Origin of the sequence: Leptolyngbya sp. FACHB-321, assembly GCF_014695975.1 — a bacterium.
In the GTDB taxonomy this organism is placed as follows: domain Bacteria; phylum Cyanobacteriota; class Cyanobacteriia; order Leptolyngbyales; family Leptolyngbyaceae; genus Stenomitos.
Genome location: NZ_JACJPI010000042.1, coordinates 190,938 through 209,798, shown reverse-complemented (window position 1 = coordinate 209,798; position 18,861 = coordinate 190,938). Strand labels below are relative to the sequence as shown.

Genomic DNA, 18,861 nt, shown 5'->3' with positions numbered 1-18,861 from the left:
TCGCTCCCGCTCAACTACTTACTGAGAGTTTCGAGATTAGATACGAGCAGCATACTGTTCCTTTTCAGGTATGTTTGTATACTCAGAAACGATTTGCCGAAACTCGTCTCCATCAATGGTTTCTTTCTCAATCAGCAAATCAACTAGGCGATCGATCACAGTGCGGTTTTCACGAATGATACGTCGGGCATCATCATAGCAATGCTCAACAATAGTGCGGACTTGAGCATCAATACGAGACGCAATTTCCTCAGAATATTCTGAGCGTGTCATCCAATCCCGCCCCAAAAAGACCTCACCCTGTTGGCTTTCCAGCGAGAGTGGACCCAAATCAGACATCCCAAAGCGGGTGACCATTTGACGCGCCATGTTAGCAACTTGCTGAATGTCGTTGCCAGCACCAGTGGTTACTTCAGCATCGCCGAAAATAACGATTTCAGCCGCGCGACCGCCCAAGGCACCAGCAATGCGAGCCAGAATTTGCGATCGTGAAATCAACGTTTGATCCTCTCCTGGTGTAAACCAGGTTAGACCTTGCGCTTGACCCCGTGGGATCAGCGTTACCTTCTGCACCGGGTCATGATCCTTAATTAGCGTGCCAATGATGGCATGACCAATTTCGTGATACGCAATCAGTCGCTTGCTCTTGCTGTCCACTAAAGGCGTACCTTCCATGCCGGCAACTACGCGATCGACCGCATCATCTACCTCTAGCATCGTCATCGCTTCTTTCCGACGACGTGCTGTAAGAATCGCTGCTTCGTTCAGTAAGTTTGCTAAATCAGCGCCAGTGAAGCCGGGAGTACGACGCGCAATTACTTCTAGCGACACTTCTGGACTCAGCTTCTTGTTGCGAGCATGTACCTGAAGCACTTCCAAGCGACCCTTCATATCAGGCGCATCAACTGTCACCTGACGGTCAAAGCGACCCGGACGTAGCAGCGCGGAATCCAACACATCGGGACGGTTCGTCGCAGCGATGATGATGATACCGGTGTTGCCTTCAAAGCCATCCATCTCGGTCAGCAACTGGTTCAGCGTTTGTTCTCGCTCGTCGTTGCCACCACCGATACCAGCTCCACGTTGCCGTCCCACCGCATCAATTTCATCAATGAAGATGATACAAGGGGCATTCTCTTTCGCTTTCTTGAACAGGTCACGGACGCGAGACGCACCCACACCCACAAACATTTCGACAAACTCAGAGCCAGAGATGCTGAAGAAGGGCACGCCTGCTTCGCCCGCGATCGCCTTTGCCAACAAGGTTTTACCTGTACCCGGTGCGCCAACCAGCAATACGCCCTTAGGAATCCGTGCCCCAACAGCGGTAAAGCGTTCGGGCTTCTTTAGGAAGGTGACGACTTCTTGGAGTTCTTCTTTGGCTTCTTCAATGCCCGCCACATCGTCAAACATCACGCCTGTTTTGGCTTCCATCTGGAAGCGAGCGCGGGATTTACCAAAGCTCATTGCCTGTCCAGGGCCACCAGGCACATTGCCAGAACGGCGGAACAGGAAAAACAGCCCCCCTAACAGCAGCACTGGGAAGATCAAGTTACCCAGCAACCCCCAGATTGCACCGTCGTTACGAGCGGGATGCGAATCAAAGCTAATCTTGTCAGTTCTAAGCCGAGTGATTACTTCAGGGGCGTTTCCGGGAAGGTCTACGCGCAAGCGTTGCAGACGATTATCAAGTTCAGGGTCAACCGCTTCAACGATCGCTGTCCGACCATTCTCATAAAAATCAACGCTCGTGACGCGATGAGCATCCAGGTACTCTAGGAAACGACCATAGGTCATCCGGGTGCTGGCAGCATTGCTACCCACGTTAGCAGTCGTGCTAAGTGAAGAGCCCTGCCACAAGAAAAACCCAATGATTACGGCTGGCAGAGTCCACAGTAGGACAGTTCGCCAAGAGAATTTCATACGCTAACGCCCTCTTAATACAGTTAAAACAGTTTGGTGTCAGTGCAATCAGGATGAAGGCACCTGCGATATCTCATTAATTTCATTCAACCGACTACGAATGAATATCCTTTTCTAGAAACCGAAAGGCTCGCTCTGCAAGTAGCGATCGCAAACTTGCATCAACAAGCAATCATGTATGAGAACAATTGTTAACTAAATTTAACGTATTTAGCAGGATCAGAGCAACTGACTTCTGCCAGTGCTCTTTTTCGACGCTGCGTTTTTTGCTCTGTCATGCTTGACTAGCCGCGGCAAACTCTATGAACCAAAAGGCTCTTTGCTCCTACAGTTGAACCGCTTAACTGCTACATATTGCTCTGTTAACGTTTCTCAGTGATGCGAAGCACGTATGCAGGAGCACGACCCTTAGCATAGGAGCTGACCCAGATTTTATATGTGCCGGGTAACCACTCGCCAGTAACACCAGGATTTTTGCCTTGATAGTCGTCGTTGCACCAAATGCCACCGGGACCTTGAATGGTAAGGGCGGTGTCATCTGCACTTTGCACAACAAGTCTCAACGACTCAAAAAAGTCGGTCAGTTCAACCGTATGATTTGGCTTGACATTGGCATTTCCAACACATTCACCTGTTGGCGTTTTAGCAACCTTTACCACATCTTTAACAGGCGTATCACCCCCTGCAACGCCCTTTACCTCTAACGGGTTGGGCGAGAAGCGCTGACCAATAGTAATAACACTAAGGTTTTGAGGCGATTGAGCTTGCACAGGTGTAATTGAGGTGTAGCTAGCCAATAGAAAGGCAGTCACCAGGAACGAAACGGGCGCGATCGGAGCGAGTAGTCTTGCGCTAGCCTGTAAGCCTCGATAGTTCATGTAAGGTAGCCAGGAAAGGTGACGGTTGGACTCACAACGACGTGTAGACGTAGGTAGAGTTCCTGACACGATGAGATGGGAGGAGTAAGGAGTGAGGAAGTTTTGAATTAATTCTGGCTACTAACTGACTAACAGTTGCCTGATCGTTGCCCGCTGCTTGCCAATAATCGTCGTCTAACAATTAGCTACTTCGATCGTGCTGCTTCTAGCGCTTGCTGAAGGCGAGATTGATCGAGCCCACGCTGGTGTAGCAGCAGCCAGGACTGCACCAGGTCAGGACCATGCATGGCTCCTGTGAGGGCAGCGCGGAGCGTTCGCATCACCAAGCCTTTTTTCAAATTCTGCTCTTTGACAACTTGTTTAAGCAAGTCCTGGATTGTAGCTTCGGTCAAAGGTGAATAGTTAGTGATCGCGGCAGAAACTGCTTCAACGGCTGTAGTCGAACCATCTTGCCGTAGTTGAGCGATTGCTTCCTCTGTGAAATTTACAGTAGGAGTGAAAAGATATTCACTCATCGGCACCGCTTCATCCAAACGTGCCAAGCTTGCGCCAATCATCCCGGTCAAGCGTTCTAACCAGGGGCGATCGTTCCAGTCAGCCTCAAAGCCCGCTGCCTGCCAGTAAGGAATTAGCAAAGGAGTAAGTTTGTCAGCGGGCATCTCATGCAAATACTGACTGTTGAGCCAATTGAGCTTGTCCCAGTCAAACTTCGCACCAGCTTTATTGACCCGTTCAAACCCAAACTGTTGGGCAGCAGTTTCTAAAGAGAAAATTTCATTGACGCCTTCCGGTGGCGACCAGCCTAACAGCGTCATGTAATTGACCAATGCCTCTGGAACGTAACCCATGCGCTGAAAGTCTGAAATCGACGTGACACCATCGCGTTTGGAAAGTTTTGCCCCAGCCTCATTCAGGATCAACGGTGTATGCCCAAACGTAGGAAGTTCGGCTCCCAGCGCTTCATAGAGCAGAATTTGCTTCGGCGTATTGCCGATATGGTCTTCGCCGCGAATGATATGGGTGATGTTCATGTCAATGTCATCGATAACGACAACAAAGTTGTAGAGGGGTTGACCAAAATCAGTACCAGACGCAGCACGGGCAATCACCACATCGCCGCCCAAATCGCGACCTTTCCAGCTAACGGTGCCGCGCACAAGGTCGTTCCAAACAATCTCGCGATCGTCCTCAATAATGAACCGAATAACGGACGATCGCCCTTCTGCTTCGTAGGCAGCCCGTTGCTCCTGAGTCAGGTTACGATGACGGTTATCATAGCGAGGCGCTTCACCTTTCGCTTTTTGCGCCTCTCGCATGGCATCTAGTTCTTCTGGCGTATCATAGGCACGATATGCCAAGCCTTTGTCCAACAGCACTTGTACCTTCTGCTGATACAAATCCAGGCGTTTGCTCTGGTACAACGGTCCTTCGTCCCAGGTCAAACCAAGCCAGGTCAAGCCATCAAGAATATTTTGCGTATATTCAGGGCGCGATCGTTCCTGGTCAGTATCCTCAATCCGCAGCACAAACGTACCGCCAGTATGACGGGCATAGAGCCAATTAAAGACGGCTGTACGGGCTGTACCAATGTGGAGATTTCCAGTCGGGCTGGGAGCAATGCGAACGCGAACAGTCATAGAAAAAGCGGGCGAACCCTGAGTTATGGCACTCCCTATTCTAAACGCAGATTCCTCTCTATCAGTGATCCACCGTTGGGAAGAAAGATCGCGACTTAAAGCTTGAAGACACTGTTGCTTAGCTAAAGTACATCCCCTTCTGCATTCAGGAAGACGCTTTTTAATACGCTTTATGCGACCGTCAAGGAATTGCTAGAGGACGATCGTGTGATTCTTGATGGCGTATTGCTAGACATTGACGGAACTTTTGTACTGAGTAATGATGCTCATGCTCAGGCGTGGGTTGAGGCTTTTACAGCTTATGACTACAAGATCTCATTTGAGCAAGTCCGTCCTCTCATTGGTATGGGTGGGGATCAAATTATTCCCCGCTTTGCACCAGAGCTGAACGATAAAGAAGGGACTGGAAAGCAGATCGCCGATCACCGGAAAAAATTAATTCTGACAAAGTTTGGCTCTCATCTTGCTCCAGCACCAGGTGCACGCGAACTGGTGCAGAAGCTAAAGGAGCATGGATTGCATCTTATGGTTGCCAGTTCTGCAACCTCAGAAGAGTTAGAGCTTTTGCTGAAAGTGGCTCAAATCGATGATTTGGTGCATGAAGCCACAACTTCTAATGATGCTGAAGCCTCTAAACCACAGCCAGACATTATCGAAGCAGCGTTGAGTAAGGCACAGCTTGCTCCTGACCGGGTCATCATGCTGGGTGATGCTCCCTACGATATTGAAGCGGCAAGCAAAGCAGGGGTTAGTGTCATTGCTTTCCGCACAGGCGGTTTTAGCGATGAAAAATTAGCAGGGGCGATCGCCATCTATGATGATCCCGCCGAGCTAGTGCAGCACTATCATGAGTCGCCACTAAATCAATCAGCTTGAAGGCAACAGCACTTGTACCTTCTAAAGTGGGCGAACCCTGAGTTGTGGCACTCCCTAATTCTAAGCGCAGATTCCTCTCTACCAGTGATTTACCATTGGGAAGAAGAATCGTGACTTAAAGCTCGAAGACACTGTTGCTTAGCTTGAGTACATCCCCTTCTGCATTTAGGAAGGCGCTGATCTCATTTGAGCGAGTCCGTCCTCTCAAGAGTATAGGTACAGATGTTGTTGTCACGAACGCTTGGGAGCAACGGGCGACCAAGGCGACACCATAGAGCGTGTGGCTTCCGTAAGAAGCTCGAAACGGCACCGCGAAGACAAGCCAGTGAGGGGTTGAGAGGCATGTTACTGCCGCAAAGCACGGATTCAACGCAATCATTTTGGCTGTGCCGTCCTCATATGGGTCTGGCTCCATGCTCTTGCCAACTTAGCCAAGCAGACAATGGCTCAACTTAAACATGACTTACTTGATGATGACCGCTGTCAGCAACTCAAAAAGCCGTCTCTCACAATAGCTTTTGCATAAGTCCTAACTGATTTGTTTTGCTTCGTCGTTATTGAAGCAATGCCTTGAAGATCCTTCTTAGGAGTGAAGCGTTAACGGCTCTAAGCGTATAAAGTGACACAGCAATGTAGCCGCATGAAAGGCGTACCTACCGACTGCTACAATGTCAACTGCCGCAAAATGCCTTTAACCGATGTGTCCATTTCCTCTCTCCGAGCAGGCAATATGAGCCAATCACTCATGACGCGACCCGCAAAAGTCGATCGCATATTGGTTGTTGATGATATTCCTGATAACTGCTTTTTAACTCAAACACTCCTCCAGCAGCAGGGCTACCATATTGACATCGCTTACAGTGGCAGCGAGGCTCTTACGTACATTGAAAACTCTCCACCCGATTTGCTGCTGCTGGATGTCATGATGCCAGGCATGGACGGGTACGAGGTGACACGACGCATTCGCCAAAATACAGCGCTTCCGTTTCTGCCTATTTTGTTAATTACGGCTCATGGTCAGCCTAGCGTTGCGCGTGGCTTGGATATTGGTGCCGATGAGTTTATTCGTAAACCGATTGAGCTAGATGAGCTAGTTGCGCGGGTACGATCGTTGCTGCGTCTGAAGCATAGTGTTGACGAGCGTGATTTAATTGCTCGTCAACGTGAAGATTTTGTCTCCCGCCTAACGCATGATTTGCGGACACCACTGGTTGCTGCTGATCGCATGTTGAACCTGTTTCAAGAGGGCGCGTTGGGTGAAGTGCCGCCCACAATGGGGGAGGCGCTTGGCACGATGATTCGCAGCAACCAAAATTTGCTGACGATGGTGAACTTGCTGCTGGAGGTTTACCGTTACGAAGCGGGTCGCAAAACACTAAACTTTACGTCAGTCGATCTACTAGAACTGGTGCAAGCTGTGATCGCTGAATTGCAGCCCCTCGCAGCCGAGAAAAAATTGGCGCTGTTACTTGAGGTCGATCCTGAGCATACTCAGCCTGTGGGAACGATTCTGGGCGATCGCCTTGAGCTACGACGGGTGATTACCAATCTGCTTGGCAACGCCATTAAGTTTACGGATACAGGCTCGGTTGTAGTGCGGCTCACCAGGCAACCAATGGAGGAGCAAAAAGGGGATACAGTCGTCTTAGAGATCAAAGATACGGGTCCTGGAATACCGATCGCGGATCAGCCTAAGCTGTTTGAAAGCTTTATTACTGGTAGCCATCGACGTTCGGGAAGTGGTTTAGGGCTTCACCTCTCACGCCAGATTGTCGAGGCACACCAGGGTCAAATTAATGTGCAATCAGAAGTTGGCAAAGGCAGCGTCTTCACGGTGCGACTACCAGTGCAAGGATAACAAAACCAGCTTTTAGTTTGTAGTAATTGGTGTTAACGGCTAAAACATTGCTTTTCATCCAACTTGGTAGTGAGTATTGAGGTAATGTTCACTATCAGCAAATTATCAAGATGATTTGGAAAAAGCAAAGAAGCGCTTAATTTGGTTGCGTTAAAGCGATTAGCTTCGATTTTGCATAAGAACAGCGCTCAGCCTTGTTCGGACTTGTCAGGCAAGAGCGATCGCGCATTGATTCTGAAAAGCGATGCATAACACCACCCTTTTCTCTTAGCCTGCGTTCTTTAAAGGGCGACACAGGCTATCAGCACTCTACACAAGCATTTAATTCAATTAAAATTACAAGCCTAAGCGCCGAAGAATGGTTAATTGCTATAGCGCTCTTCGGCAAAGGGCTCGCCGCGACGGTGATAGCCGTTCCGTTCCCAGAAGCCTAGCGCTTCGTGGTCGAGAAATTCTAACCCGTTGAGCCATTTGGCGCTTTTCCAGGCATAGAGATGAGGCACGACTAGACGTAAGGGTCCGCCGTGTTCTGCCGGGAGCGGCTCACCAAAGAGCGTGTGCGCGAAGAAGTTTTCCTCCCGCAGGAAGTCGTCGATCGCCAGGTTGGTCGTATAGCCACCATAGCAATGCTCCATCAGGTGCACTGCTCTTGGATCAAGTTCAATCTGGCGCATCAAGTCAGTAACCTTTACGCCTGACCACTGCACATCTAGCTTTGACCAGGTGGTGACACAGTGAAAGTCAGCAGTGAAGCTGCTTTGCGGCATCGCCATGATATCGTCCCAGCTAAAGGTGATTGCTGTAGCAAGCCCCCAGACGCGCAGTTGCCAATTGCTACGATCGACAATTGGCGTATCACCGTACGTCAAAACTGGAAAGCCTTTAGCAAGATGCTGACCAGGAGGCACACGGTCTTGTAGCTCTGGAGGGGGCTTTTGAAAAAACTTTCCCAGCATGGCGAATTAGATTAATGACGGTTGTACTATGACTCTTCTTCGTCTTCAGCGTCTGGTTGTGGGTAGATAAAGCCTTCCGCACGCCCAGTCAGGATTGATTTGCCCATCGAGAGAGCCTTTTGCGCTTGCAGGGTTGCCTTGCGCTTCCAGGTTGCTTTACGCTTGTCGCGCTTGGAGTTAGAGGTTTTCTTCTTAGGAACAGCCATTGCAGTGGATTTGTTTTTACAGCTTTCCTATTCTAGGGCATTAATCCTGAAGAATTGTCTAATGGCATAAGATCAAGCATCAAATTGGCGGCTTGCTGAGGGAGTGACCATATTAAGGGGCTAGCTCACCCGCCTTGGCTGCGCTTCCATCAGTACAGATGTAGGGTGTGTTTACGGCAAATGAAACTGGCTGAATTATGACTAAACGGTGGCACTCTTTGCAGAACGATCGCCCCTTTCGCCCCATCACACTGCTGCCTGTAACGATCGCCTTTAGCAGCGGCATTTTAATGGGGTTCGCTCCTGCACCGCTCAATTTTTTTCCGCTGGCTTGGGTCGCCTTGGCTCCACTTTGGGTGCTACTTTTTACGCCCTCAAAGGCAAAGGCTCAAGGCGAAAAAAATGAATCCAAGCGCCCCTTTTTCCTTTTTTCTTTTTCCTTTGGCATTAGTTTTGTCTGGGGCGTGGGCTATCACGGCTTGGCGTTGTCATGGATCACGGGGCTACATCCGCTGACCTGGCTGGGCGTACCCTGGCTTGCCAGCGTGGCGATCGTTCTCTTTTGCTGGGGGTTTATTACTGTTTGGGGTGCTGTGCTGGTGGCACTGTGGGCTTGGCTGATGCACCGCCTTGAAAGTGTCGGGGTGAAAGGCAAGGGTGAGGACGATGCAGCACTGCTCTCAGTTCATGCCTCAACCCCTTGGCATCATTTGGAGCCATTGCTGCGATCGCTCCGCCGCGTTCTTCTTGGCACCGCTCTCTGGTGTGGGTTGGAATGGCTCTGGAGTCTGGGACCACTAGATTGGACGGCGCTAGCCTATACCCAAAGTCCGGGGAATCTAGCGGTGCTGCATTTTGGGCAAATCTCTGGGGCGACTGGGGTAACAGCGGCGATCGTAGCGGTCAATGGGCTGCTAGCAGAAGCGTGGATGAATGGGCAACAGTTAGCGGTCAGTCGTCAGCGGTCAGCAGTCAGCAGTCAACAGCTCAAAACTCAAAACTCAAAACTCAAAACTATTGCACTGCTAGTCTCTGCCACTATTCTTTTCATCGCTGTTCATCTGCTTGGTGCAGTGCTTTGGCTACAGCCGATCGCCCCGTCCAATACAACAGCACTCAAGGTCGGGATTATTCAAGGCAATGTGCCAACGCGCATTAAACTGGGGAGCGACGGCATTCGCCGTGCTATGGAAGGCTACACCAACGGCTATCTAGCACTTGCAGCTCAGGGTGTGGATGCAGTGCTGACACCAGAGGGGGCATTGCCGTTTTTGTGGAACGAGCCGAATAAGCTTCGCAGCCCGCTTTATCAGGCAGTTTTAGAGAAGGGTGCGGTGCTTTGGTTGGGCACTTTTACGGCACAAAAGGGCGGCATTGCCCGCAGTCTGCTGACGATCACTCCTAATGGCGCAACAACCAGCCGCTATGACAAGATCAAGCTTGTGCCACTGGGTGAATACATTCCCTTTCAAGCCGCTCTTGGTGGCATTATTAACCTGCTTTCTCCCATTACCGAAAATGGGCAGCCAGGAGCCTTCCATCAACAGTTTGATACGCCCTTTGGACGAGCGATCGCCAGCATTTGCTACGATTCAGCATTTCCTGAAGTGTTTCGGACACAAGCAGCAGCAGGCGGACAGTTCATTCTCACAGCCTCAAATCTCGACCCGTACAGTGAAGTGTTGATGGCGCAACACCAGGCGCAGGACATTATGCGAGCCATTGAGACCGATCGCTGGGCAGTGCGTGCGACCAACACAGGTTACTCCAGCATTGTTGATCCACACGGGCATATAGAGTGGCGATCGCAACCCCGCACTTACCAAACTCATGCAGCCACTATTTTTCGTCGTGAGACACAGACTCTGTATGTTCGCTGGGGAGACTGGTTGACACCATCCTTGCTAGTACTGGGGGCGATCACCGTACTCTTTCAAAGACGTTCACTTAGAAGCTGAGCGATGTTTGCAACACACTAACGATATTTATCTAACGATATTTATGTAGCCGCGGTTTGAACCGCCAGACACGTTTCAAACAAACTCCAGCGATTCCTTCTACTTGAAGTAGAACAGTAAGCTACGATTAAAAACTAAGTCGTTAGCACAAAAGGCTAGCGGCGTTGTTCCCCTAGTGCTTTTGGAATCCCTTACTCTATGGCGACGACACTTCCGCTAGTTTCCTCTGTAATGACCGCTGCGCCAACTATAGCCCCTTCGCGGTCTAGCCAGACGACTCGCCAGCATTACCCAAACTTCAAAATCATTGTACTAAATGATGATTTCAACACCTTTCAGCACGTTTCTGAAAGTTTGTTAGAACATATTCCCGGTATGACCGTCGATCGCGCCTGGGAACTGACTAACCAGATTCACTTTGATGGACAGGCGATCGTCTGGGTGGGACCGCAGGAGCAGGCAGAGCTTTACCATATGCAGCTTGGTATGGAAGGATTGACGATGGCTCCTCTAGAAGCGGCGTAAGAAACAAGTTGTGATGGCTGTAGCTGCCAGGAGTAGGGAGGCAGAGCGTTGTTCAAAAAGATTTCATTTAACTATCTCAAAGCGCACCCTTCTCATGAGCAGTTCCCCAGACGGCAGACTTGTCCTCAACCATTCCACTCATATTCCTGGGCTGATTCCGGTTTTAGAGCGGCTAACCCGTCAAACAGGCATTCAAACTATTACCCCTGGCGTTATTGGTCCTGTACGTTCTCATGCCCCCAAGCTGGTGCTAAAGATATCGGTGCCCATTCGCGGGGGCTTCAAGGTCATCGCACGTCAGGGTAAAACAGTACAAGAAGTTTTTATTTTGACGCTCTTGCCACAGGAGCAACTTGAAGCAGCAATCGCCTTTGTCATCAAACGCCGCTAGCCATTGTGATGCAAATCCGCCCCGCTACGCTTGCTGATGTGCCTGCCGTACTGCCGATGGTGGCAAAGATTTGCGCCTTACATGAAGCGTGGGACTCTGCTAAGTATGGCTTTTTGCCCAATCCTGCTCAGCGGTATGAGCGTTGGTTAGCAAAACAAACAGCGAACGATCGCAGTGTCTTCCTGGTTGCCACACATAGAGCCTCTGTAGATCAGGTTGAACAGCTCGTTGCCTTCGTAATTGCCACGATCGAAACGGAAATTCCGATCTATCGCCTCAAGGAGTTTGGTTTCATTCACGATCTCTGGGTTGAGCCTGATTACCGTCAATTAGGATTCGGACGGCAACTAGTCGAGCGCACGCTACAAGAGTTTCGGCACAAAAAGATCCAGCAGATTCGGCTTGATACAGCGATCGCCAACGACGATGCACGACGCTTGTTCCAGTCCTGCGGGTTCCGCTTAAGCACGATCGAATTACTGGCAGAACTCAATGAACAAGAGCCTTGATATTGCAAAAGGCTAAAGGATTAAGTAGAACTCTTACCAGAAGCAAAACTAGGAACCCGAATCTATCCTCACTCTCTCTTCAACTGCTATAGGTTGTTTTTGGCAACACGTCGTTGGACGATTCGTTGTTAGTTTCACAAGCAAACCGTTGCTTACAACCAGCCTTTAGCGCCAGTTTTCTAAGATTAAAAAGGCATATGATTCAACTCTCACCTGTTGCCTTAACCGCGCCATTATAATGCTGCGCTAGAAGCAAGGAAGAGTATAGGGAATGCCTAGTTTTATGCCGCTACAAAAAGCATGAGAGGACAACTGAAACCAATTCTTTTTGTAGAAGATATAATTGCTAAACGTCGGCTGGATCGAACAGCGTGAAACTGAACGTCTTACTCTACTGGGTTTCAGAGGCTCAATCCAACCAACGTTTTTGCCGATTCACATAAGAAGAGACACTACTCCGGCTGACGCACTGAGACTCGATGCAGCGGCAAGCTCAAGACACACGCTGCCGTAAGCAGATAGGAAAGGACACCTGTCAATTTCACGCTCCATAGCAACATTTCCCACTCGGGCAAAATAAAGCGCTGTAAGCCAGCGGCAGCGCAATAAACCAGCCAATAGGTAAACGTCATTAACATGAGTACCCGATCAGTAATTTCCCAATCGCTCTCAGATGCTTGGCTACTGCTAAAAAGAAGACCAATACCCGCGATCGCAGCGAAAAAGGAGAAGACCATTAAATAATCGTGCCAGGAAAGCTGTGGCATATCCTTGTGACCTAAGTGCTTAAAATTCAGAACGAATCTTCAGCCTAAAGGATGATGTGTTCTGAGAGACAGCAATCCTTACAAAGAGCAATAATTTAAGTACTGCGCTTAAGAAAACTAAAAACTTCTGAAAAAGACAAACGGTAATCGTTACTCTCGTTTTTACGATCGCCCCGTTTTAGCATTGCTGAGATAGCTGCCGTCTCTCCAAACGCCTTCCAGGCGAACGCCGTCTGCAAAAATGTAGGTACCTTTGCCGTTTTGCCTGCCATTGCGAAACTCTCCCTCATACCGATTCCCACTGGGAAAGGTACAAATGCCAAACCCGTTCAGCACTTCATTCTGAAAATCGCCCTCGCAGCGGGTGCCGTTAGCAAAAGTGAACGTACCTCTGCCTTGCCGACGACTGTCTTGAAACAAACCCTCATACCGATTGCCACCCGGAAAGGCGCAGGCACCAGCACCATTTAGCAAATTGTTTCGAAACTCACCCTCGCAACGAGTGCCATCAGCTAAGGTGACAATCCCTCTACCTTCACGCTGATTATTGCGGAAGTTGCCTTCATAGCGGCTACCACTGGGAAAGATGCAGATGCCTTTACCATTCAACAAATTATCTTGAAAGTTTCCCTCGCAACGGGTGCCATTGGTAAAAATGAATGTGCCTCTACCCTGGCGTTGGCTATCACGGAGTTCACCCTCATAGCGATTGCCACTTGGAAAGGTACAAACGCCTTTACCGTTGATTAAGCCCTCGCTCCCTCGCCCCTTGCAGTAGCCATCAGAGTCAGACGCTTGGGCGATCGCTGGGGTGAAAAGGGCCTCATAGCCATAACCAGCACTGGTGATACTGATTGAAGTCCATAACATCAGCCCTAGAGAGCGGAATGAAAGCGGTTTAAGCAAAATTCTCTCCATGATGAAGCAGTGCAGATTGTTGCCTTGATGTAGCAGGTTACGCTATCGAATCAGCTAAGATACGTATTCTGTTCAGGGTAAACGTTCGCTTGTCAGGATGAACGCTTAACGAGAAACTGTTAAAGCTCCTGATGATGGTCTCTAGCTAGTGTAAGCATCGGTAATGATGTTGACTCCAACTCTGGATTTATACTTGTCCTCGTTGATGTTGTGGGTATAAAAAGCTTGATGTTGCAGCAGCTATCATGCTCATGCCATCTGTTTTTCTCTCTTTGTCTGTCTCAGGCTTTACGTTTGGCTCAAGTGCTGTTGTGAAAACTGGCAGCGATCGCCGCGAACAAGGTTTACTCCTCTCCTTTTTGCGTTGCTGCCTGTTAATGCCTTTGTTGTAGGATTCTTTCGGGTTTGCTGATGTTGTCATTGTTCTCGTTCTTCACTCTCGCGCAGACGATCGCTGCTCCCGTTCCCTTACCATCACCTCCAAGCTTCCCCGCGCCGCAACCGTCCAGGGTGCCGCCCCCGCAAGAGATTGTGCCATCGCAGGAGCAACGCTTACCACCCCTAGAACCATTGCAGCGTCAAGAGGTCTTTGCACCGCAAGAACTCCGCCCCTTACCTGGTCAGCTTGATAACGTGCCGGTTTTCAATAGTAACAGTCCAGAGCTGGTGCAAACTGAAGGGATTTTGCTCTCTACCTTTCCACCCGACGGGAAAGCAGTGCCCGCCGCTCATCTCAATTTTCCCTTCCAGGGTCGGTTTGACATCTTTTCGCACCATATCGCGAAAGCGAAAGATGCTAGCGAGACGCGCACCCTATTCCAGGGAGTGTTACTCTATAACCCAACCTATGAGCCTGTCACAGTTGATATTTTGCAAGGCGCAAGCTACCTCACCCGCCCAGATGCGCTGTTTATCAACCTACCGTCCTACGTGGATGATCCGATCGGTCGAGTGTATGCAGGACCCGGTAGTCGTGCAGTCAACGATGTCTTGCGCGGACGGCGGCAGGGAAATTGGCCTGCTGTCACAGTCATTCCGCCCCGCCAAAGCTGGATGCTTATGAACCTGCCTATCCCAGTGGGCACCGTCACACCATCCTCCAACGGTCGTTCAACCCTATTGCGACTACGAAGCAGCGGACCCATTTACATGGCGAGTCTAGCCATGTTTGCGCCTCTGAATCCTGATAAAACAGAGCGCAGCCCCTCGTCTGAAGAATGGCAAAACCTACTGCTTAACAGCGGATTGGCAGGACCACGTGATATTCCGCCAACGCCGATTAGCCGCTTGAAGGATTATGCAACCGTCATTTATGGACGCGTGGCAGGCGTAGCAATGGGGTCTGAGTGGAAGGCAAACTTAACAGACAGCCCGAAGTCTGATGCTCTCAGCATTCCAAAACGGGGACGTGCTTTCTCTTACGGGCTTAGTATGCTTGAGCGGGGCACCTTTGGCACAGGGCAAGTGCAAAGTGCTCCCTTGGTGGCTCGCTATGACGATACAGCCTACCGGGCTCATGGCAACTACGGTATTCAGTACAGCCTAACGTTGCCGCTTCACAACACCACTGGACAACCCCAAACGGTGACATTAGCCCTTCAAACGCCTGTCAAGGAAGATCGAATCAAAGGTGGGTTGCTGTTTTTTACACCCCCAGAAGAGCGCGTTTTCTTTCGTGGTCCCGTGCGTGTGCGCTATACGGATGATAAAGGTGCGCCTCAAACCCGCTACACTCACCTGACGATGCAGCGGGGACAAGAGGGTGAGCCGTTGATTTCGCTGAGTATGCCAAAGGGCGATCGTCGCCTCGTACAGCTTGACTTTCTCTATCCGCCCGATTCTACTCCGCCTCAGGTTTTGACGGTAAAAACTGTAAGTAAACCCTAGTAAGGTGAAGGGTAGAGGAGTGAAGCAGTAGGGGGCACCGATCGATCTGGAGATGGCTCTGGCGCAAAACTTCTATCTTCCTGCATTCTTCGTGAGAAAGACTGTTGCTCTGACTGTGCAGGCGATCGCTGTGTTGCCGAATGAGTCATTCTGGGTATGCTGGCAAAGCAACGATCGCAGGAAAGTATGCTTGCTAGAGTCTGGAGTGCATCACTGGTTGGCATTGACGCAGTGAAAGTTGGCGTAGAAGTTGATATTGCGGGCGGCTTACCGGGCATTATTGTTGTTGGGTTGCCCAGCCAGGAAGTGCAGGAATCTAAAGAACGAGTCAGAGCCGCGCTGAAGAATGCAGGCTATGCCTTTCCTATGCGGAAAATTGTTGTCAACTTGACTCCAGCCGACCTACGGAAGGAAGGTCCCAGCTTTGACTTGCCAATCAGCGTGGGCGTGTTGGCAGCATCAGAGCAAGTGAAGACTGATCTACTAGATGACTATCTTTTTTTAGGAGAAGTCTCCCTGGATGGCAGCTTACGCCCAGTTGCAGGTGTGTTGGCGATCGCTGCCGCTGCCAAACGTCTGGGTATTTCAGGCTTAGTCGTACCTGCCGACAATGCTCGTGAAGCCGCTGTCGTTAGAGGTCTGTCAGTCTTCGGCTTCAAGCATTTATCTGATGTTGCTAACTTTCTCTGCGCGCCAGAGCAATACGTGCCAACACAAGTCAATGGCCTGGAAGAGCTAGAACAGGCTCAACTTAGCGGACCCGATCTCAAGGATGTCAAAGGACAGGCACACGCTCGACGTGCCCTCGAAATTGCCGCAGCAGGTGGGCATAATCTTGTGTTCGTGGGACCGCCAGGAAGTGGAAAGACAATGCTTGCCCGCAGGCTCCCTGGCATCTTACCACCGCTGACCTTTGACGAAGCACTTGAAGTTACCCAAATTCACTCGGTTGCTGGGTTGCTCAAAAACAAAGGTTCGCTGGTAGCAACCCGTCCGTTTCGCAGTCCCCATCATTCTGCGTCGGGACCCTCGCTAGTGGGTGGCGGTAGCTTTCCTAGACCGGGCGAGATTTCTCTATCGCATCGAGGCGTCTTGTTTCTTGATGAACTTACAGAATTTAAGCGCGATGTTTTAGAGTTTTTGCGCCAGCCTTTAGAAGATGGCTATGTCAGCATTTCTCGCACACGCCAATCGGTCACTTTTCCGGCTCAGTTTACGCTTGTTGCCAGTGCTAATCCCTGCCCCTGTGGCTATTTCGCTGATACGGTACAGCCTTGCACTTGCACGCCTAGAGCTAGAGAACAATACTGGGCACGGCTATCGGGACCGCTTATGGATCGCATTGATCTACAAGTAGCGGTGAATCGCCTGAAGCCAGAGGAAATCACCCAGCAGCCAAAAGGCGAGGAATCCGCGTCAGTGCGCGATCGTGTCCAGGTTGCCCGCGCTCACGCCTCCACTCGCTTCAAAGACACAACCTTGCGCTGTAATGCTGAAATGCAAAGCCGTCACTTGAGGCAATGGTGCCAATTGGATGACCCAACTCGTAACTTGCTAGAAGCCGCGATTCGTAAATTAGGCTTGTCAGTCAGGGCAAGCGATCGCATCCTTAAAGTGGCACGAACGATCGCCGATTTGACAGGCGACGAGAACCTGCAAACGCATCATGTTGCTGAGGCTGTTCAGTATCGCACTATCGATCGAATGCAGTAGATTGTGCTGGCAGCACAGTTGGTTAGTGGCTATTTTTACAAGATACGGTAGCAATCGACTCGATTAATCCGAAAGTTAGATGCAGCCTTTAGACTCTCGAACAAAGATGGGGCATAAACCTCTTTAGGACTGCTTGTATGAAAACTACTGATCAAGGCTCCCGATCGTCTTCTCAATTAAACCAACCCGAAAAGACTGCTGGTAAGAAAGCGTCATTTACCCTAATCTTTAGTACCATCGGCGTCGTACTAACTGGTCTGCTAGTAGCAGCGATTTATTATTTCAACACTAATACGCATCTCACACCTTAAGTGAATTGATCGATCGCTACTTTCTCTAGCCTACTTGTAGACGCTCCTTAAGGGCGATCTCTGCGCTGAGACGCGGTCTCTTTTTCTAGCCTTTCGACTTCGTTAGCCCAGTTGTGACATTGGGAAACCTGTAGTAATAAGCACACCGCTTTATCACTCCTCGAGGTTTCCCGATGCCAACCAAGCATTTTCGTCATGTCCGTAAGACAAGCATCGTTAAAACGCCTGATGGTGGACAGATCAAATTAGGCACCTATCGTCCCGATAAAAAAAATCCTAAAGACAAAACCTATAAATCTAGCCACTCAACGGACGATTTACCATCTAACGTCGATTTGCGTCCCTACATGACTCCGGTGGAGAACCAGGGCAACTCTAATAGCTGTACCGCAAATGCTATGGCAGGCGCTTACGAATACCTGGCAAAGCGCATTAAAGGGTCTGCACATGACGTGAGCCGTTTATTTATTTACTACAATGCCCGTGAGTTAGATGGTGCCATTGATGCGGATGAGGGCACCTATCTCCGGAGTTGTATCAAGGTGCTAAAGAAATATGGCACCTGTGCTGAAGCGACCTGGCCTTTTGATCTAGAGCGCATTTTTGAACCACCCCATGAAAGTGCCTACACCGAAGCTACTAACTTCTTGATTGAAGATGCCTACCGGGTGGACATCGATCTCGACGCAATGCGGCAATGTTTGGCAGATGGCTATCCCTTTACTTTTGGGCTACATCTCTTCTCGTCGTTTCAAAAGGCTGGTTCAAAAGGCTTAGTGCCCATGCCTGAGCCGGACAATGAGCAACACGACGGTGGACACGCAATGCTCTGCGTTGGTTATTCCGATAGCGATAAGGTCTTTATTGTTCGCAATTCCTGGGGCGAAGGCTGGGGCGATCGTGGCTATTGCTACATCCCCTACGACTACATGACCAACCCCGACTTAAACGGCGACCTGTGGGCGATTCGCCATGTTGCTGATGTTGATGTTGATCTAAGCCAAGATATTCAAACTGAACAAGCTTCGTTGTTTGATAGCGCCACTGCCGCGATCGCCCATGCTATCCAGACTGCTGGCGTTGGCAACCTGGCAGAGTACAGCGATAACTACACCGTTGAATATACCGAACAGTCGGTCTATGTCGATGGACAGTACGTTGCACTTTTTGACTACGACCAGGCGGAAGCGCTCTACTACGCCGATTACGAAGAGGAGTACGAAGACTCTGAAGAAGAGGATTCTGAAGACGTTTATGAAGAAGAGTCTGAAGAGGACGACGAAAGCGAGGCCAGCTATGAGGAGGACGTAGAGGAAGGGGAAGAAGAGGAAGTTAGCGAAGCCAGCTACGAGGAGGAAGAGGAAGAAGAAGAGGAGGAGGACAGCGAAGCTAGTTACGAGGAGGAAGAAGAGGAGGAGGAAGACAGCGAAGCTAGTTACGAGGAAGAAGAGGAAGAGGAAGAGGAAGAGGAAGGCAGCGAAGCTAGTTACGAGGAAGAAGAGGAAGAAACTGGTTACGAAGAAGAGGAAGAGTAGCGCATCGCTATCA

At 50.0% G+C, this 18,861-nt stretch carries 18 protein-coding genes; 10 read left to right on the top strand and 8 right to left on the bottom strand.

Features of this window, described 5'->3' with window-relative positions; genetic code table 11:
* Positions 1–36: 36 nt before the first annotated feature.
* The 3 genes from ftsH2 to gltX form a co-directional block, all read right to left on the bottom strand.
* On the bottom strand, positions 37–1,923 hold the full coding sequence (gene ftsH2, locus H6F76_RS06715) for an ATP-dependent zinc metalloprotease FtsH2 (protein ID WP_190450413.1): 1,887 nt from the start codon (positions 1,921–1,923) through the stop codon (positions 37–39).
* Between the two features lie 362 nt (positions 1,924–2,285).
* The gene (locus H6F76_RS06710) at positions 2,286–2,870 is read right to left on the bottom strand and encodes a hypothetical protein (RefSeq protein WP_199321963.1); all 585 of its coding nucleotides are present in this window, start codon (positions 2,868–2,870) and stop codon (positions 2,286–2,288) included.
* Between the two features lie 116 nt (positions 2,871–2,986).
* Entirely contained in the window at positions 2,987–4,438 is a 1,452-nt protein-coding gene (gltX, locus tag H6F76_RS06705; protein WP_190506924.1) for a glutamate--tRNA ligase, read from the bottom strand.
* 207 nt (positions 4,439–4,645) lie between these two features.
* Here gltX and H6F76_RS06700 point away from each other — a divergent pair, with 207 nt between their 5' ends.
* Entirely contained in the window at positions 4,646–5,314 is a 669-nt protein-coding gene (locus H6F76_RS06700; RefSeq protein WP_190450416.1) for an HAD-IA family hydrolase, read from the top strand.
* Between the two features lie 730 nt (positions 5,315–6,044).
* On the top strand, positions 6,045–7,172 hold the full coding sequence (locus tag H6F76_RS06695; protein WP_190507100.1) for a hybrid sensor histidine kinase/response regulator: 1,128 nt from the start codon (positions 6,045–6,047) through the stop codon (positions 7,170–7,172).
* A gap of 362 nt (positions 7,173–7,534) precedes the next feature.
* On the opposite strand, the gene H6F76_RS06690 is transcribed toward H6F76_RS06695, so the two are convergent.
* Positions 7,535–8,128, bottom strand: a complete 594-nt coding sequence (locus tag H6F76_RS06690) for a sulfite oxidase-like oxidoreductase (RefSeq protein WP_190450419.1) — start codon at positions 8,126–8,128, stop codon at positions 7,535–7,537.
* A gap of 26 nt (positions 8,129–8,154) precedes the next feature.
* Positions 8,155–8,334, bottom strand: a complete 180-nt coding sequence (gene rpmF / locus H6F76_RS06685; RefSeq protein WP_190450420.1) for a 50S ribosomal protein L32 — start codon at positions 8,332–8,334, stop codon at positions 8,155–8,157.
* 197 nt (positions 8,335–8,531) lie between these two features.
* Here rpmF and lnt point away from each other — a divergent pair, with 197 nt between their 5' ends.
* The 4 genes from lnt (at position 8,532) to H6F76_RS06665 (ending at position 11,717) form a co-directional block, all read left to right on the top strand.
* Positions 8,532–10,292, top strand: coding sequence for an apolipoprotein N-acyltransferase (gene lnt, locus H6F76_RS06680; RefSeq protein ID WP_190506923.1), 1,761 nt, complete (start codon positions 8,532–8,534; stop codon positions 10,290–10,292).
* Between the two features lie 198 nt (positions 10,293–10,490).
* On the top strand, positions 10,491–10,817 hold the full coding sequence (gene clpS / locus H6F76_RS06675) for an ATP-dependent Clp protease adapter ClpS (protein WP_347275983.1): 327 nt from the start codon (positions 10,491–10,493) through the stop codon (positions 10,815–10,817).
* Between the two features lie 94 nt (positions 10,818–10,911).
* On the top strand, positions 10,912–11,208 hold the full coding sequence (locus H6F76_RS06670) for a DUF2103 domain-containing protein (RefSeq protein WP_190450422.1): 297 nt from the start codon (positions 10,912–10,914) through the stop codon (positions 11,206–11,208).
* Between the two features lie 8 nt (positions 11,209–11,216).
* Positions 11,217–11,717, top strand: a complete 501-nt coding sequence (locus H6F76_RS06665; protein ID WP_190507096.1) for a GNAT family N-acetyltransferase — start codon at positions 11,217–11,219, stop codon at positions 11,715–11,717.
* Between the two features lie 452 nt (positions 11,718–12,169).
* Here H6F76_RS06665 and H6F76_RS06660 read toward each other — a convergent pair whose 3' ends face one another.
* Together H6F76_RS06660 and H6F76_RS06655 are read right to left on the bottom strand one after the other, a co-directional pair.
* A complete protein-coding gene (locus H6F76_RS06660; protein ID WP_190450423.1) occupies positions 12,170–12,484 on the bottom strand; it encodes a hypothetical protein in 315 nt (104 codons plus the stop codon).
* A 162-nt stretch (positions 12,485–12,646) separates the two neighbouring features.
* Positions 12,647–13,390 (bottom strand): membrane-binding protein, encoded by a 744-nt coding sequence (locus H6F76_RS06655; protein WP_206754333.1) that lies wholly within the window; start codon positions 13,388–13,390, stop codon positions 12,647–12,649.
* Between the two features lie 423 nt (positions 13,391–13,813).
* On the opposite strand from H6F76_RS06655, the gene H6F76_RS06650 reads away from it, so the two are divergent.
* Positions 13,814–15,289, top strand: coding sequence for a DUF3370 domain-containing protein (locus H6F76_RS06650; RefSeq protein ID WP_190450426.1), 1,476 nt, complete (start codon positions 13,814–13,816; stop codon positions 15,287–15,289).
* Here the strand turns inward: H6F76_RS06650 and H6F76_RS06645 are convergent.
* Complete coding sequence (locus tag H6F76_RS06645) at positions 15,286–15,438, bottom strand: hypothetical protein (RefSeq protein WP_190506919.1); 153 nt, start codon at positions 15,436–15,438, stop codon at positions 15,286–15,288. The genes H6F76_RS06650 and H6F76_RS06645 overlap by 4 nt on opposite strands.
* Before the next feature lie 37 nt (positions 15,439–15,475).
* Here H6F76_RS06645 and H6F76_RS06640 point away from each other — a divergent pair, with 37 nt between their 5' ends.
* The 3 genes from H6F76_RS06640 (at position 15,476) to H6F76_RS06630 (ending at position 18,848) form a co-directional block, all read left to right on the top strand.
* Positions 15,476–17,002, top strand: coding sequence for a YifB family Mg chelatase-like AAA ATPase (locus H6F76_RS06640; protein ID WP_190507093.1), 1,527 nt, complete (start codon positions 15,476–15,478; stop codon positions 17,000–17,002).
* A 137-nt stretch (positions 17,003–17,139) separates the two neighbouring features.
* Entirely contained in the window at positions 17,140–17,313 is a 174-nt protein-coding gene (locus H6F76_RS06635; protein WP_190506917.1) for a hypothetical protein, read from the top strand.
* Between the two features lie 173 nt (positions 17,314–17,486).
* Complete coding sequence (locus H6F76_RS06630) at positions 17,487–18,848, top strand: C1 family peptidase (RefSeq protein WP_190506915.1); 1,362 nt, start codon at positions 17,487–17,489, stop codon at positions 18,846–18,848.
* Positions 18,849–18,861 lie beyond the last annotated feature (13 nt).